The organism is Lacticaseibacillus yichunensis (assembly GCF_003946405.1).
GTDB classification, from domain to species: Bacteria; Bacillota; Bacilli; order Lactobacillales; family Lactobacillaceae; genus Lacticaseibacillus; species Lacticaseibacillus yichunensis.
The window spans coordinates 1-14,416 of record NZ_RHOG01000031.1 but is presented as its reverse complement, the minus strand read 5'-3'; the positions used below and the strand labels follow the sequence as shown (position 1 = coordinate 14,416).

Sequence of the window (14,416 nt, the reverse complement as noted above, 5' to 3'; positions counted from 1 at the left end):
GAAATTGCCCATCTCACCGGACAACTACGAGGCCCTTCGGTACAATGAACACGTCACATTTTTTTCGAGGAGGTCCGCGTGGTGCGCAGGCAAACACTTCATCTTAATTGGCTGTTTCTGGGGTCGCTGATCACCAATACCGGCATCAGTTTCATTTGGCCATTAACCACGATCTACATGCATGAATACCTGCACGAAAGCCTGACCGTTTCGGCGGCGGTGCTATTTTGCAATTCACTTGCGATGATGATCGGCAATTATGTCGGCGGGCGTTTGTTTGACCGGTGGAAACCATATCCCACAATCTTGATGGGCATTGGGCTCGCGGCACTCACATCCGGCTGCCTGATCGTGTGGCATGGCTGGCCCGCGTATCCGCTGTTTCTGGTGGCAATGGGCTTTGGCAATGGGATCGTCATCACCTCGGTCAACTCATACGCGACCCTTGCGACCAGCCGGCGCCCAAGTTTTGTCTTCAACGTGCTCTATTTCACCTCTAACTTGGGCCTGGTGATCGGCACGCTGATCGTCGGGTTCGTCTTGCCCCATGGCATCTCGTACATCTTCGCCTTAGCCTGCCTGCTGTTCAGCCTCTTCTTCGTGGTGGCCCTCCTGCACTTTAATGTGGAAAAACCGGTCCGGGTCAAGGCCGCGGCTGCGGCTGGGGCCCCGGAAGTCGCGCCGTATCGGCTGAATGTGGCGTTATTGCTGACGGTCCTGTTCATCACCTGGATCGCTTATGAGCAATGGCAAAGCAACATTTCGGCGTTCATGTTGACACCGCAGATCGGGTTGACCGTGCGCGACTATAGTTTCCTGTGGACCGTTAATGCGAGCCTGATCGTTTTGGGCCAGCCAATCTTAACGGCCTTTGATGATTGGCTACTGCGCCACATTCGCCTGCGCCTGACCGCGGGCTTTACCCTGTTTGCTAGTTCGTTCCTAGTGCTGATCGTCGCCACTCATTATTGGCAATTTATTTTGGCCATCAGTATCCTGACGATCGGCGAGATCTTGGCGCTACCCGCGGTGTCGACTTATGTGGATCTGTATTCGCCGCGCAACCAAAAAGGCCGCTACCAGGGCTTCGTGCAGATGTTTGCGTCGGCCGGGCGCGCGGTGGGGCCGCTGATCGGCGCGCTTTTGATCGAGGCCCTGAGCTATCACATTTTGTTCTTCATGCTCTTTGTGACACTGCTCACGGCTGTTTTGATCTTCACCTTGCGGGCAGCGGCGGTTCATCTTCCGACAAAATAGCTTATGTAATTCATAAATAAAATGCTATATGTTCACAAAATCTTCATATCTTATGGGTATCATTAGAATCGAAATGAGCCCCCCAACTCATTTCACCCCCATATCCAACTCTTTCATTTTACTCCTCCAGTACGACCAGATATCCGACCACCCACCGGATATCACCCGACGTCAGAAGCCGCCAGAGACAAATGGCGGCTTTTTTGATGCCGTCGCAAATGTGGCGCGGTCAGGCGGCTGTGTGAGGGTAGGAGCGTCCCGCCAATTGGGATGACGTCCCATGACAGCATCACGATATGGAAACGGGCAGCGTCTCATTCCGCCCAGCCTTTTTGCCGATTATGCAAATAGTCCTTTACAGCGCTGCGGTTTCTCGATACAATGTTACTTGTGTTTTGGGTCCGTAGCTCAGTTGGGAGAGCGCTGCCTTCGCATGGCAGAGGTCGTGAGTTCGAATCTCATCGGATCCATTTTCTTCAAAAATCAACCTTTCGGGTCCTTAGCTCAGTTGGGAGAGCGCCTGCATGGCATGCAGGAGGTCGACGGTTCAAGTCCGTTAGGATCCAGATCGTAGCATCGCGCTGGCGGTGCTTTTTTTATTTTTCGGAAAATTCGCGGGTGTAAGCGCGTGCCTTCTTGACACGCAATGCCTGTTTCATTAGGCTTTACCATAGCTTGGACTGGATGCTTAAGGAGGCAAAAAACATGTGTGGCATTATCACATTTAACGACCCGACCGTGCTGGACAAAAAAGGGACGATCAATGCGATGATGGAAATGATCCGTCATCGCGGCCCAAATGTGCAGGGCGGCGGGGAATATATCAATTCAGAGCTCGCGATGGGCTTTTGCCGCCTGAGTATCATCGATCTAAAGGGTGGGGCACAGCCACTGTATAATGAAGACAATTCTGTGGTGATCACGTTCAATGGTGAGATCTACAACTATCAAAGCCTACGCGAAGAGTTGCTGGCGAAGGGGCATGTGTTCCGCACGAAGGCTGATACGGAAGTTTTACTGCACGGGTATGAGGAATGGGGGATGGCCGGCACGCTCAGCCGTGTGCGCGGGATGTTCGCCTATCTGCTGTGGGACGAAAATAAGAAGACGTTGTTTGGTGCCCGCGACTTTTTCGGCATCAAGCCACTTTACTATTATCACGAAGGCCAGACCTTCATCGTTGGCTCCGAGATCAAGGCGTTTTTGAAGCATCCGAATTTCAAGAAGGAACTCAACACGGAAGCGGTCAAGCCGTATCTGATGAATCAGTACAACGATATGAACGAGACCTTCTTCAAGGGCGTGTATAAATTCCCGGCCGGTCACTGGTTCGAGTTCCACGACAACGAGATGCAGATCCACGAATATTGGGATGCCAAGTACGACATCGATCAAAAGCGTGATGAAGAGGCGACGGTTGAGGCAATCGATAAAACGGTCGTCGATTCGGTCCATCTGCACAACATTGCCGATGTGCCGGTGGGCAGTTTTCTGTCTGAAGGGGTGGATTCCTCTTACGTGACCTCGGTGCTCAAGCCAAAAGAAGTGTTCAGTGTCAATTTTGACAACGGGCCGTTCAACGAGGCGAGTGTGGCCAAGGAGCTGGCCGATGACAACGGGCTGAACTTCAACGAGATCACGGTCACCGGCGATGACGCCTTCCGTGACTTCGCTGAGATGCAATATCACATGGACGAACCGGATGGCAATCCGTCGGTCATTCCGTTGTGGTACCTGTGCCAACTTGCCCGGCGCAAGGTCACGGTGGTGCTGTCCGGGGAAGGCGCCGACGAGCTGTTCGCCGGCTATGTCAACTACGGCATGCACACGAAAAAAATGGTGGTGAAGGTCTTCGCGAGCGGCTTGCGCAAACTGCCGCGGGGGATTCGCCATTCGCTGGGGCGTGGAATCAAAAAACTGCCAGCGTTCCCTGGCAAAGTACATCTCTATACCTGGACGGCCGCCCCATCTGAGTATTATGTCGGCGAATCCGTGATCTATGATCCGGACCAGCCAACGATTTTTACCTCGGATCAGGCCAATGGCATCCTGCAGGCCAAGTACCAAAATGACCACACCGTGCATCAGATGTATCAGGCCGATTTTGCCAAGGTCCAGGATGCAGAGCCGGTCAAGCAGATGCAATACATCGATCTGCATCACTTCATGCTCAACGACATTTTGCAAAAGGCCGACAAGATCTCGATGGCGCACTCGCTGGAGCTGCGCGTCCCGTTCCTCGACCGCGATGTCGCGGAGCTTGCTAACAGCATTCCAAGCAAAATGCTGCTGAATACGAAAGACACCAAGTATGCCTTCCGTAAAGCTGCGGGCAAGCATCTGCCAGCCGACTGGGCCAACCGCCCGAAGCTCGGCTTCCCAGTGCCGGTGAAGACGTGGCTGCGCGAGGCCGACTACTGCGACCAGGTGCGCGCGCTGTTTAAGGAAGACTGGGTCGCTGACCTGTTCGATCAGAAGCAGTTGGTCCAGCTCTTGCAGGACAATTTTGATGAAAAGGTCGATGCGCGCCGCCAGCTCTGGACTGTGTACACATTCCTGACCTGGTACAAGCTCTACTTCATCGACTGGGACAACACACTCGCAAAATATGAGCATGTGCAGCCGGATGTGAAGGCGTTGATGGATAGCGGCAAGCTGATCTGATGAAGTGAACAGGTAAATGAAAAGCCACGCGCTGATGTGCGGCTACTTTGATCTTGAGGATCGAGGCGGCGGATGTCGGCGGGTGGCTTTTTGGTTAGACGAATACGGGGACGGTCAGGGTGACACCGGAAAAACGAATACGTACCGCCGTCCCACCCAGGAATCAAAAAAGCGAAGCCCAAACTTCGCTTTCCAACTTACTTCTTGATGAAGGTGACATAAGCCCAGTACAGGCCGGCGACAATGGCGAGAAACAGGATGACTTTGATGATCAGGCCGATCACGGAGCCGACGAATGGCAACAGGACCAGCGCCAAGATGATGATGACGACCCAGGTGAGCAACTGCTGGAGTTGAGATTTTGACATGAGTGTTCTCCTTTCGTAAATAAATTTCTGTTGTCTCTATTATAGCAAAATCCTTCTGCGTAACTGTATCAGTCCGGTAAAATCAGTCGCAGGACTGAGCGGGCCAAAGCGCGAACACACGCGTTTTTTGCCTGAATGAACAGTGCACGATACAATCGAACAACACGCAATATATGGCCGGCAGACATAATTTTTCCAATACTCGCCACTATATCTAGGGGGTGTCGCGTGCTATACTGAGTCTATCAGTTTGAAAGCGAGTGAGTGCCATGATCGATCTCAAGGTAAAAATCAATGTGAAAAAGCGCGACGGGCGGAGTGTCGACTTCGACCAGCAGAAGATCACCAACGCGATCATTAAGGCCGCACGTGCGGTCGATGGCGAGCTGACCCCGGCGGATTATCATCTGATCGATCAGATCTCGGATGACGCCGTCGCCACGATCTGTGAGCGTTTTGCAAAAGACGTCCGTATCCCGGAAGTCCAGAGTATCGTTGAACAGGCGTTGCTGGATGCCCATCAGTACGAGTGGGGCAAGGCCTACACGGATTATCGCGTCCAGCGCGACATCGAGCGCAGCAAGAAGTCCGACGTCAATTACAACGTCCAGCGTCTGCTTGACCGCGATTCCAGTGTTGTCCACGAAAATGCCAACAAAGACTCCCGCGTTTTTTCCACGCAACGGGATCTGACCGCCGGGGCCGTGGCCAAGGCAATCGGGCTGAAAATGCTGCCGCCTGCCGTTGCCAATGCCCATCTGCGCGGCGATATCCATTGGCATGACCTCGACTACACGCCATACATGGCTGAGACCAATTGCTGTCTGATCGACTTCAAGGAAATGCTGACGCACGGTTTTTGCATCGGGAACGCCGAAGTCGAAGCGGCACATTCGATTCAGGTCGCCGTCACCCAGATGACCCAGATCATTGCGAACGTCGCCAGCTCTCAGTATGGCGGGTGCTCGTCGGACCGCACCGATGAAGTGCTGGCGCCGTTTGCCGAGAAGAATTATCAAAAACACTTGGCGGAGGCCCAGACGCTGCCGATCGATGAAGCCGCGGCGGAGAAGTTTGCCAAGGAGCGGACCAAAAAAGATATTTACGACGCCCTGCAGACGCTGGAATACCAGGTCAACACCTTGTATTCAACGCAAGGTCAAACGCCTTTTGTGACGGTGGGTTTCGGGCTTGGGACCAGCTGGATCGAACGCGAGATTCAAAAAGACATCCTGAAGATCCGCATTGCCGGCCTTGGCAAGGAAAAACGCACCGCGATCTTCCCGAAGCTGGTCTTCACCCTCAAGCGGGGGCTCAACCTGAATCCCGAGGATCCAAATTACGACGTCAAGCAGCTCGCCCTGGAATGTGCGACCAAGCGGATGTACCCGGATGTGCTGTCCTACGATAAGATCGTCGACTTGACCGGTTCGTTCAAGGCGCCGATGGGATGCCGCTCCTTCCTGCAAGGCTGGCAGGATCCGGAGACCGGCAAGGAAGTTAACGCCGGCCGCATGAACCTTGGCGTCATCACCTTGAACCTGCCGCGGATCGCGATGGAGTCCAAGGGGAATCAAAAGAAGTTCTGGGACATTCTCGAACAGCGCCTCGCCATCTGTAAGGAAGGCCTGGTCTATAAGGTGGAACGCGCCAAGCAGGCCACGCCGGAGTCCGCGCCGATTCTTTACAAGTATGGCGCCTTCGGTAAGCGGCTGAACGACGACCAGAAAGTCGACGAGCTGTTCAAGAATTCCCGCGCCACCGTGTCTCTGGGCTACATCGGCCTGTATGAAGTTGGCACCGTCTTTTACGGCTCGGACTGGGAAAAGAATCCGGATGCGAAGGCTTTTTCGCTGGCTGTCGTCAAGGATCTGTATGACCATTGTGTCGCCTGGGAAAAGGAATACGGCTATCATTTTTCCGTGTACGGCACGCCGTCTGAAAGCCTGACCGACACGTTTGCGCGGCTGGATAAGAAGCGCTTCGGCGTCGTCAAGGACATCACGGACAAGGATTATTACACGAATTCCTTCCACTATGATGTGCGCAAGGCCCCGACGCCGTTTGAGAAGCTCGATTTTGAAAAAGATTACCCGCAGTATTGTTCCGGTGGGTTCATCCACTACTGCGAATATCCGAACCTCAAGCAAAATCCGAAGGCGCTGGAAGCCGTGTGGGACTACGCCTACGACAAGATCGGCTACCTGGGCACCAACACGCCGATCGATCAGTGCTTCGAGTGCGGCTTCAAGGGCGAGTTCAAGGCGACGGAAAAAGGGTACGAATGCCCGCAATGCGGCAATCACAACCCGGACACCTGTGATGTCGTCAAGCGGCTGTGCGGCTACCTCGGCAACCCGAACAAGCGGCCGATGGTGCACGGACGCCAGGAAGAAATCATTCATCGCAAGAAACATCTTGTGCTCGGCAACGACAATTTGGCCGGCCAAGCGTAATACAAAACCAGCGATCGCACGTGCATGCGATCGCTGGTTTTTGTTTAGGGGAATAACTTCAGTGCCGGGCAGTGTTTCTACTCACGCTTCGGCGGCTGACTCGGTAACTGATTCCGCGGCCGGTTCGGGCACCTGATTTTCAGGCCGCTCAAGCAATTTTTCCCGGCTCATCTGGGCGATGATGGTAAGGGTCAAGCTGACCAGGATCAGGCCGGTGACGCCAAAGATCGGGCCGGCTGCGATGCGGTCAAAGAGCATCCCGAAGAACAGGGTCCCCACTGGATTGAGGAGGGTCGACATCATCCCTTGCAGCGAGAAAACGCGGCCTTGGAGATCAGCGGGAATCAGCTGCTGCATCAAGGTGCCGATCGGGGTGTTGATCAGGACGACCATCACGCCGCTGGCCACGTTCAGCGCGAGGTAAAACAGCACGTTGACCGCGTTTGGCCAGTGGAAAAGAAGCGGCAGGCCGTTGAGCATCAGCAGGCCGCCCATCAAGGCGATGAAGCGAAAGGAGATCAGAATCGGGTGATGGCGAAAATGCAGGACGGACAGCAGGAGGCCCCCAGCGAACATGCCGACCGCAAAGCCCGCATCGGTCACGCCATATTGCGGGTTCGACAGCTTCAAGGTGTGGACCAGCAGATAGGGCAGGCCCACGTTCAGCGAGGCAAAAAAGAAGTTGATCGCCGCCGAGGACAGTGACAGCAATAACATCAGCCGCTGATTGGCCAGGTAGTGAAACCCGGTGCGAAAATTTGCCCAGACGGATTCGCGCGGGGCAGGGTCGGGATCAGGGGCAGGGGCAGGCGTCACGGTAGGGTCAGGCATGTCGGTGCGGCCCTCGGTTGCCACCGGCTGAAACTTCAACAGCATGATGCAGGCCAGCTCGACCAGCTCAAAGCCGATCTCGATCAAGGCGAACACATCGATCGAGACCACGGTGTACACCAGCGCACCCAAGATCGGCGCTAGGAACGTGGCCAGCGAGCTGATCGACTGATTGAGTGAGTTGACCTGTTGCAGGCGGCTCGTCGGGAACAATTGAATCAGACTCGCCGTCAGCGCCGTTCCCAGAAAATTGTCGGTGATCTGCAAAACGATGATCAGCCCGATCAACTCCGGATAATATTGCGCCGGCCATGCGTGAAAGACTAGCGCAAACGCCAAGAGCCCAAGACTGGTCGTGATCTGCGCGGCGATCATGATCTTGCGGTGCGCCATCGTGTCGACTACATAGCCGACAAATGGCGTGAGCACCACCGCCACCAGGGGCCCGGTGATGAGACTGATGCCCATCGATAAGGCAGAGCCGGTGCGGCGCAGGATGTACAGGCCAATGGCAAACGACAACATGCCACTACCGAACGTGCCGGCGAAGCGCAAAATCAATAGTTTGACGATCTGCGCATCAAAGCGCTTGGGGGTCGCAGTCTCGGTCATGACGGTCACTTCTTTCTATTTTCAACGCAACATCAAATATAGTGGACGGTCAGCTCGCCCATGCTCATGCGGCCGGTCAGATGCACCACCGGCCCCAGTTGATCCGCTTGGGTGCCTTTTTCCGTCAACTCGGCGGCAAAGGTCTGAAGCTGATTGTCGATGCGCCAGTCGCGCGGCACGAAAAGCTCGAGTTCACCCATTTTCGCATCGAGGTCGATGGTGGCCTCGCCGGCAGGAATCTCACTGCCGTCAAAATAGATCTTGGCATCGCCCATCTGCATGTCGATCTGCGCCGCGCGAAAATCGGGGAGTTGCACATACCGCACCGCATTGCCGAGCCGGACGTGGATCTTGACGACCTGGTCATCCGAAGCGGCGATGGTCTCGGTGGAGTCGCCAATTTTTGTGGACCCGTTGACGATCACCTTGAGGCCATGACTGCGGTCGCGTTTTTGCAGAGGAGAAAGAATCATCGACAGGCCAATGCTCAGCAGAAGCGCCGCCCCGAGGATGGTCCAGGGCACAAGGCGCGTGATGCCCAGCGGATGGGCGAAGAGAATCGCCAGAAACGCTAGGGAAAATACGATCCCGGGGGCGCTGATCTCGCCGATGCTCTGGAAAAAGGTGGCGCTGAGGATCAGGCCGAAGACTATCTGCCAGAAGGTGAGGTGAAGGGTGAACCAGCCCATTTGACTGCCGACCAAGACGACCGCCGAGGCGAGGAAGAACAGGCCCCAGAACCACTGGCTCCATTTAGAATTCGTTGACATCAATATCCCCTCATTTCATTGAGCCGCGCGACCAACTCTTTGTAGTAGCGGCGCGAGGCGTAAACAGTTTTATGTGAGTCGCGGAACGTCACCAGGCAATTGGACACCGAGCGGTTGAACCCGCTGATCTGGGTGAGATTGACGATGCTGGATTTCGCGACTTGAAGAAATTCGGCCGGCAAGCTGGCGGCAAGCACATACAATTTTTCGTTGGTGGTGAACAGCTGCTCGCGCGTGTGGACCTGAAGCAGGCGGCCGGCTGTTTCGATGAACAAGACCTCACTCAGCGCCACGAACGTTTCGGTGCTCCCTTGAAAAACAGGCAGTGCCGCCGGGGCATCGTGCGCTTGAAGCTGCGCCTGGATCGCGTGCACGCGGCTGTCACCGGCCGGGGCACGGATGATCACTTCGGGTTCTTTCAATGTGTTGTCTTCTTCGATCCGAATCCTCATCCGCGCCCCTCCTTTCTGAGTACATCATTATTACACCATTAAAAAGCGATAAGCGAAACCACTTTGACGTGACCGGTCAAAAATCGTGTCTGAGCGGTTGACTGAAGCGGGGAAGAAGGGGGTGTGTCGCACGGAACTCTTTCCGGGAAGTATCGGTATATTTTCCCGCGGGCTTCCGTACCCGATAATAGTCGGGCTTCGGTGCGCCTGGTCGAGACAGCTAGGTACGCCCACCACTCGATGGCTAAGTGCGCCATCAAGTGATGGGCTAGCCACCCTGCTCGACCATATGCGCGCATCTTCGCACCTTCGCACCCTCGCCTCCACACCCTATAGTCAGGATCCAGCTCGCATGGTGGAAACATCTAGGCGTTTCAGGCACTCGATGGCCAAGTGCGCCACCAAGCGCCTGAGCCGAACTAGCTGCCCCACCATCCCGCGGGCCTCCACACCCTTATATAGTTGGGTTCCGGCCCGCATGGTGGGGTCATCCAGTCGTCCCGGTCGCCTGATGGCCAAGTACGCCATCAACCGCCCAGGCCGAACTAGCTGCCCCACCATCCCGCGGGCCTCCACACCCTGGAATCAAAAATGGCCGCCCTGGGTGGGGGCGACCAAAGGAGTAAGGATTGACCAGCCGCTGGGTGGGCGACTGGCGATTTTTACTTGGAGGAGTAAAAATGAAAAAGTTGGGTATGGGTATGGAAACGAGTGGGTGGCTCGTTTCTATGTTTCCTATACTAAAGGCGAAATGTGAAGAAAATGTGACGAAATCGGCCAAATGTTGTGAAAGTGACGAGGTGTCGGCACAATATTTAGACAACCGTTCGCGAGGAACAGACCGTCAGTGGCATTTTCGTGAGGACACGTCCTCCGAGTCGTTTCAGTTGCCTTTTTGCCCGTCCGCTTCTATGATTTGGGCAAAGGGGATGAGTCTATGGAAATTCGTTTTGATGAAGGGTCGATCAAGAAGCTGACGCCGCATCTCGGCGCGGATAAAAAGTTGCTGCTGACGTTTGAAGATGGCGTCGGCCCGTATTCGCAACATGCGATGATCCACATGCAGACGCAGTTCAGCTTTAATGTGGTGCCGGCCAATGAGGCGACGCCGGATTATGAACAGACTGTCGACAGCAATCTTGGTCCAGTTTTGATCAAAGGCTACTCGCAAGAAGATCTCGACCCGCACATGGTGGTGCATTTCCACCCAACCACTGACACGATGGCACTGAACGGCGATGGCGGCGAGATCGATGGCAACCTCGGCTTCATCGATTTCACTGAGCCCAACGGCATCCGCGACAACCCGGCTCGCTGAGGCGGGGTCGCGGCGCTTGATATGACAAACGCACCGAAACGATGTGATGAATATAACGAAAGACCGGTGGCTGGATTGTGAAAATAGTCACCGGTTTTTTGTTGTCCCGTGGCGTTTTGGCCCCGTAATGAAATGTTATGAAAACACACTATCAGAAACGCCGCGAGTGGTGTAGAATCATCGTGACATAAGAAGTGACTGGTGGAGGAATGTATTTTGCGGTATATGTTTGAATCGGCGCTGACAATTCATGAGATCAAGGCCCTGTATGGTTCAGTTGGCTGGAATAAGTATCTGGTCGACGTTGGCGAGACCGCGCGCGGCATCGCCAACTCGACGCTACTGACGGCGCGCGATGACGAGGGCAAGTTGGTTGGCATGGTGCGTGGTGTGTCCGACATGCACACGATTGTTTTCATCCAGGACCTGATCGTCTTGCCCGAGAATCAGCACCAGGGCATCGGCGAGCAATTGCTCCAACAATTCGACGATTATTTCAAGCAGGTCGCCCGCATCGTGGTCGTCTGCGGGGACGAACGCCTCACCGGTTTTTATCAACGTGCGGGATTTGAACAGGCAGAAAATACGCAGGCGACGACCTTCATTCGCCCGCGCAAGCTGCTCGAGCCACGGTATTAGACGCAAACGGCGACTCGCGCAGGCGACTCGCTATTTTTTTCGGGGGGAAATTAATGGCAGAAGAACAAACCGTTAGCCGCATGCAAAAAGCGGAAGGCGCAGATACGATCATGGATCAGGGGTACATCACGGAGCGCGAGGAGCCTGCGATGATGGACAAAAAATGGTGCAAGCTATTTGAGGCGCAGATCAACGATGAATTGCGCCTGCGGACTTTGGCCCAGCGCGTAGTGTTAAAAAAGTTCAACTATTACATGGGTGAAGGCCGCATCATCTACGACCCGAGCCGCCTGACCGAAGGCGATGCCAAGCAAACGTGTCAGATCGCGCTGGGTTATCACAAGTAAGTATAATAGGAAGACAATTGTGTCTGAGTGACGAAAAAAGCTGCCAGGATCCGCATCCTGACAGCTTTTTGCTTACGATTCGAATGGCCCGGTCAACACGATCTTGCCGACTTGATGGCCGGCCTCGCTGCGCGCCGTTGCGTCGCGTAGATTGGCTAGACTGCGCGTGTCGTAATGGCGGGTGACGCTTGCGGTGATCTTACGGGTCGCCGCAAGTTCAGCGATGCGCGTCAGAATTTTTCCCTGGCTGGTTATTTCCCAGGAAAAGTCGCTCTTGGTGAACATATACTCGAGGTCAAAACTGGCGGCCTTATCCTTCAACAGCGCGACTGGCAACGGGCGGTCAGGTGTGACGATGGTCGCGATGTGGCCAAACGGTGCGATCAGTTGGCAGGCTAGCTGAAAATAGGGCGCAGGGGCAAACAAGATCGCGACCCCATTGACCTGGCGGATATTGTTCTCGGCGAGTGCGGCTTCAAGGTCGCTGTGATAATCCAGCGCGAGCGCGACGCCATGCGCGATCAGCCAGTCATGGTTGACGGGGCTGGCCGTTGCAATCACCGTCAACCCGGCCCAGTTCGCCAATTGCGTCAGAAGCGACCCAACGCCACCGGCCCCGTTGATTACCAGCAGCGTCTTGCCAACGTTGGCGTCTGCTTCGGGGACGAAGCCCATTTTCTCAAACAGCAGCTCCCACGCGGTCAGGCTGACCAGGGGCAGTGCCGCGGCGTCCGCATCGCTCAGGGCGGATGGGGCTTTTGCGACCAGTCGGCTGTCGATCAGTTGTTGTTCCTGATAACTGCCGGCGCGGCGAGTGGTGCCGGCGTACAGGACGCGGTCCCCAATGGCAAAATCGAGCACTTCTGCGCCGCGTGCGAGCACCGTTCCCACTGAGTCGTAGCCGACAATCTGTGGGGTCGTCGTCGCCGGCGCGTTTTGCCGCCGCTTGGTATCGACCGGGTTGATCGAAAAGCCGGCGACTTGCACCAGCAGGTCATACGGCTGTGGCTGTTCATCCGGTACCGTGATGAGTTGCAGGCTTGCCGGATCGCTCAACGGCAGGCCTTGGTAAAAGCCAAATGCATGATGTGACATAAGGCGCCTCCTTGTTTGTTTGTATGCCTAGTGTAAATCTTGTGCGCTTTTTGGTAAACTATGGAGAGAAAAGAGGGTCGATCATGGCAGAAAATGAAAAAGTTGAGCCGGCGCAGGCCGCTGCTCAGGAGACGGTCGAGGCACAACCAAGCAAGTCAACGCGCAGTGATTCCCATGTGAAGCACGGCGATCACCGCACCGCGATCACCGTTGTCTTGGTGATCGTGCTGGCCGCAATATTTTCCGGCTACGGCTGGTTCGTGTACCATCCAGATGATCTGTTTGCGATGGCGAGCGTCATTTGCTTTGGCATCGGGTTAGCAGTTGGACTGTGGCTGTTAGCTTGGCTGGACGGGAACGCTCATTCACGCTTCGGCCGTTTTTGCCTCGACTTTTTCTTCGGGGCCGCACTGATTGCCTTCATCTGGATCTTTTTGCTGGGGCTGACCTTCTACTTTGAATTTTTCATGGTCGCGCTGGGCGTCCTTCTGATTCTGAGTGCGCTGTTCACACTGCGCAAGGTTTAAACAGATACCATCTATTTGAGGTTTCATCTGAGAAGCAGCTGCCAATTTGGGGCTGCTTTTTTGCTGTCCTGAGGCGGTGGTTTGCGTTTGGAAAACGCTGATGTGCCGGCCTTTTCGGTGCACGCCTGACGTTGAAAAACTTTGCTCTTACGCCGTGTACTTAGAAATGTTGATAGACCGGCATTCTTAACTTGATTCGACGGACGGCAGAGGCGCATTAGACGGTGCAGTTCGATCCATTATCCACTTCACACGACCAAACTCACCGTTAAACGCGTCTGGGAGGATGACGGTTGTCGGGAAAAATTTCGGGGTGTGGCATCGTGGACTCGGGGTCCGTAAATGTTGGCCTTTTGTCTGGAAATGGTCAGATCCGCGGATTCAGGGTCCATCAAATTGAACACGCCCAAGATTTCTGGCAGAAACTAATGTGATGGCATCACACTGATGTGACAGGTGCGCGCTGGGACTCGCTGACTGCAATCTCTGAGATCGGAGATTTTGACAAATCAGCCTAGAAGAAGCAAATTGGCAATCTCAGAGATCGCGCGCTTGCCAAAATCACAGAACTTCCGGTCCACGGGTCCGCAAATAGTCACGCTCTCAGGAATCTGGCAGAAAGTAATGTGATGGCGTCACACCGATGGGACCCGCACGCCCCAGGGTGGTGCTCTGTTGCCGCGATCTCTGAGATCGGAAATTTCAACAAACCAGCCCAGCAGAAGCAAATCGGTAATCTAAGAGATTGCGCGATTGCGAAGATGACAGTTTCGTCGGTTCGCTGGTCCGCGAATAGCACGCCCTCAAGGTGTCTGGCAGAAGTTATGGGATGACATCACACTGTTATGGGCCGTACGCCCCCGGGTACTCGTTTTCCGCAATCTCTGAGATCGGAAATATGAATAATCCAGCCAAGAAGAAGTAGATTGGCAATCCCAGAGATCGCAAGGTGACCAGGATGACAGAACTTCCCGTCCACTGGTCTGCGAATAGCACGCCCCAAGGGCGTGCGGACATTTTTTTGGACCGCCGTTTTGCTAAAGTGCACAACGACGGTGTTCGTTCAGGTTTTTACCTCCC

The 14,416-nt window shown here is 54.8% G+C and carries 12 protein-coding genes and 2 tRNA genes; 9 read left to right on the top strand and 5 right to left on the bottom strand.

The genetic code is table 11. From position 1 onward, the window contains the following. Positions 1–78: 78 nt before the first annotated feature. The 4 genes from EKM95_RS09250 to asnB all read left to right on the top strand — a co-directional run bounded on the left by EKM95_RS09250 (position 79) and on the right by asnB (position 3,921). Positions 79–1,257, top strand: coding sequence for an MDR family MFS transporter (locus EKM95_RS09250; RefSeq protein ID WP_191988594.1), 1,179 nt, complete (start codon positions 79–81; stop codon positions 1,255–1,257). 397 nt (positions 1,258–1,654) lie between these two features. Further along, positions 1,655–1,727, top strand: a tRNA-Ala gene (locus tag EKM95_RS09245). 23 nt (positions 1,728–1,750) lie between these two features. Further along, a tRNA-Ala gene (locus EKM95_RS09240) sits at positions 1,751–1,823 on the top strand. Positions 1,824–1,962: 139 nt separating this feature from the next. Continuing rightward, positions 1,963–3,921, top strand: coding sequence for an asparagine synthase (glutamine-hydrolyzing) (asnB, locus tag EKM95_RS09235; protein WP_125697753.1), 1,959 nt, complete (start codon positions 1,963–1,965; stop codon positions 3,919–3,921). 197 nt (positions 3,922–4,118) lie between these two features. Here the strand turns inward: asnB and EKM95_RS11695 are convergent, their stop codons facing one another. After that, on the bottom strand, positions 4,119–4,289 hold the full coding sequence (locus EKM95_RS11695) for a hypothetical protein (RefSeq protein ID WP_164510157.1): 171 nt from the start codon (positions 4,287–4,289) through the stop codon (positions 4,119–4,121). A gap of 269 nt (positions 4,290–4,558) precedes the next feature. Between EKM95_RS11695 and nrdD the strand changes: the two genes are divergently transcribed. Continuing rightward, on the top strand, positions 4,559–6,745 hold the full coding sequence (nrdD, locus tag EKM95_RS09230; RefSeq protein ID WP_125697751.1) for an anaerobic ribonucleoside-triphosphate reductase: 2,187 nt from the start codon (positions 4,559–4,561) through the stop codon (positions 6,743–6,745). An 81-nt stretch (positions 6,746–6,826) separates the two neighbouring features. On the opposite strand, the gene EKM95_RS09225 is transcribed toward nrdD, so the two are convergent. Genes EKM95_RS09225 through EKM95_RS09215 form a run of 3 tightly spaced genes read right to left on the bottom strand, consistent with a single transcriptional unit; the run spans position 6,827 to position 9,410 of the window. Then, on the bottom strand, positions 6,827–8,188 hold the full coding sequence (locus EKM95_RS09225) for an MFS transporter (RefSeq protein ID WP_125697749.1): 1,362 nt from the start codon (positions 8,186–8,188) through the stop codon (positions 6,827–6,829). Positions 8,189–8,220: 32 nt separating this feature from the next. Next, the gene (locus tag EKM95_RS09220; protein WP_125697747.1) at positions 8,221–8,958 is read right to left on the bottom strand and encodes a LiaF transmembrane domain-containing protein; all 738 of its coding nucleotides are present in this window, start codon (positions 8,956–8,958) and stop codon (positions 8,221–8,223) included. Next, positions 8,958–9,410 carry a LytTR family DNA-binding domain-containing protein gene (locus tag EKM95_RS09215; protein ID WP_125697745.1) on the bottom strand — a complete coding sequence of 151 codons (453 nt, stop codon included), beginning with the start codon at positions 9,408–9,410 and terminating at the stop codon, positions 8,958–8,960. Before EKM95_RS09215 ends, EKM95_RS09220 begins: the two co-directional genes overlap by 1 nt. Positions 9,411–10,347: 937 nt before the next feature. On the opposite strand from EKM95_RS09215, the gene EKM95_RS09210 reads away from it, so the two are divergent. The 3 genes from EKM95_RS09210 (at position 10,348) to EKM95_RS09200 (ending at position 11,714) form a co-directional block, all read left to right on the top strand. Beyond that, on the top strand, positions 10,348–10,728 hold the full coding sequence (locus tag EKM95_RS09210; RefSeq protein ID WP_125697743.1) for an iron-sulfur cluster biosynthesis family protein: 381 nt from the start codon (positions 10,348–10,350) through the stop codon (positions 10,726–10,728). 225 nt (positions 10,729–10,953) lie between these two features. After that, positions 10,954–11,367 (top strand): GNAT family N-acetyltransferase, encoded by a 414-nt coding sequence (locus EKM95_RS09205; RefSeq protein WP_225423273.1) that lies wholly within the window; start codon positions 10,954–10,956, stop codon positions 11,365–11,367. Positions 11,368–11,420: 53 nt separating this feature from the next. Then, positions 11,421–11,714 carry a hypothetical protein gene (locus EKM95_RS09200; RefSeq protein ID WP_125697739.1) on the top strand — a complete coding sequence of 98 codons (294 nt, stop codon included), beginning with the start codon at positions 11,421–11,423 and terminating at the stop codon, positions 11,712–11,714. 72 nt (positions 11,715–11,786) lie between these two features. On the opposite strand, the gene EKM95_RS09195 is transcribed toward EKM95_RS09200, so the two are convergent. Then, positions 11,787–12,809: a zinc-binding alcohol dehydrogenase family protein gene (locus EKM95_RS09195; RefSeq protein WP_125697737.1), complete on the bottom strand. Its 1,023-nt coding sequence runs from the start codon at positions 12,807–12,809 to the stop codon at positions 11,787–11,789. 83 nt (positions 12,810–12,892) lie between these two features. Here EKM95_RS09195 and EKM95_RS09190 point away from each other — a divergent pair, with 83 nt between their 5' ends. Then, entirely contained in the window at positions 12,893–13,336 is a 444-nt protein-coding gene (locus tag EKM95_RS09190) for a hypothetical protein (protein WP_125697735.1), read from the top strand. Positions 13,337–14,416: the final 1,080 nt, after the last annotated feature.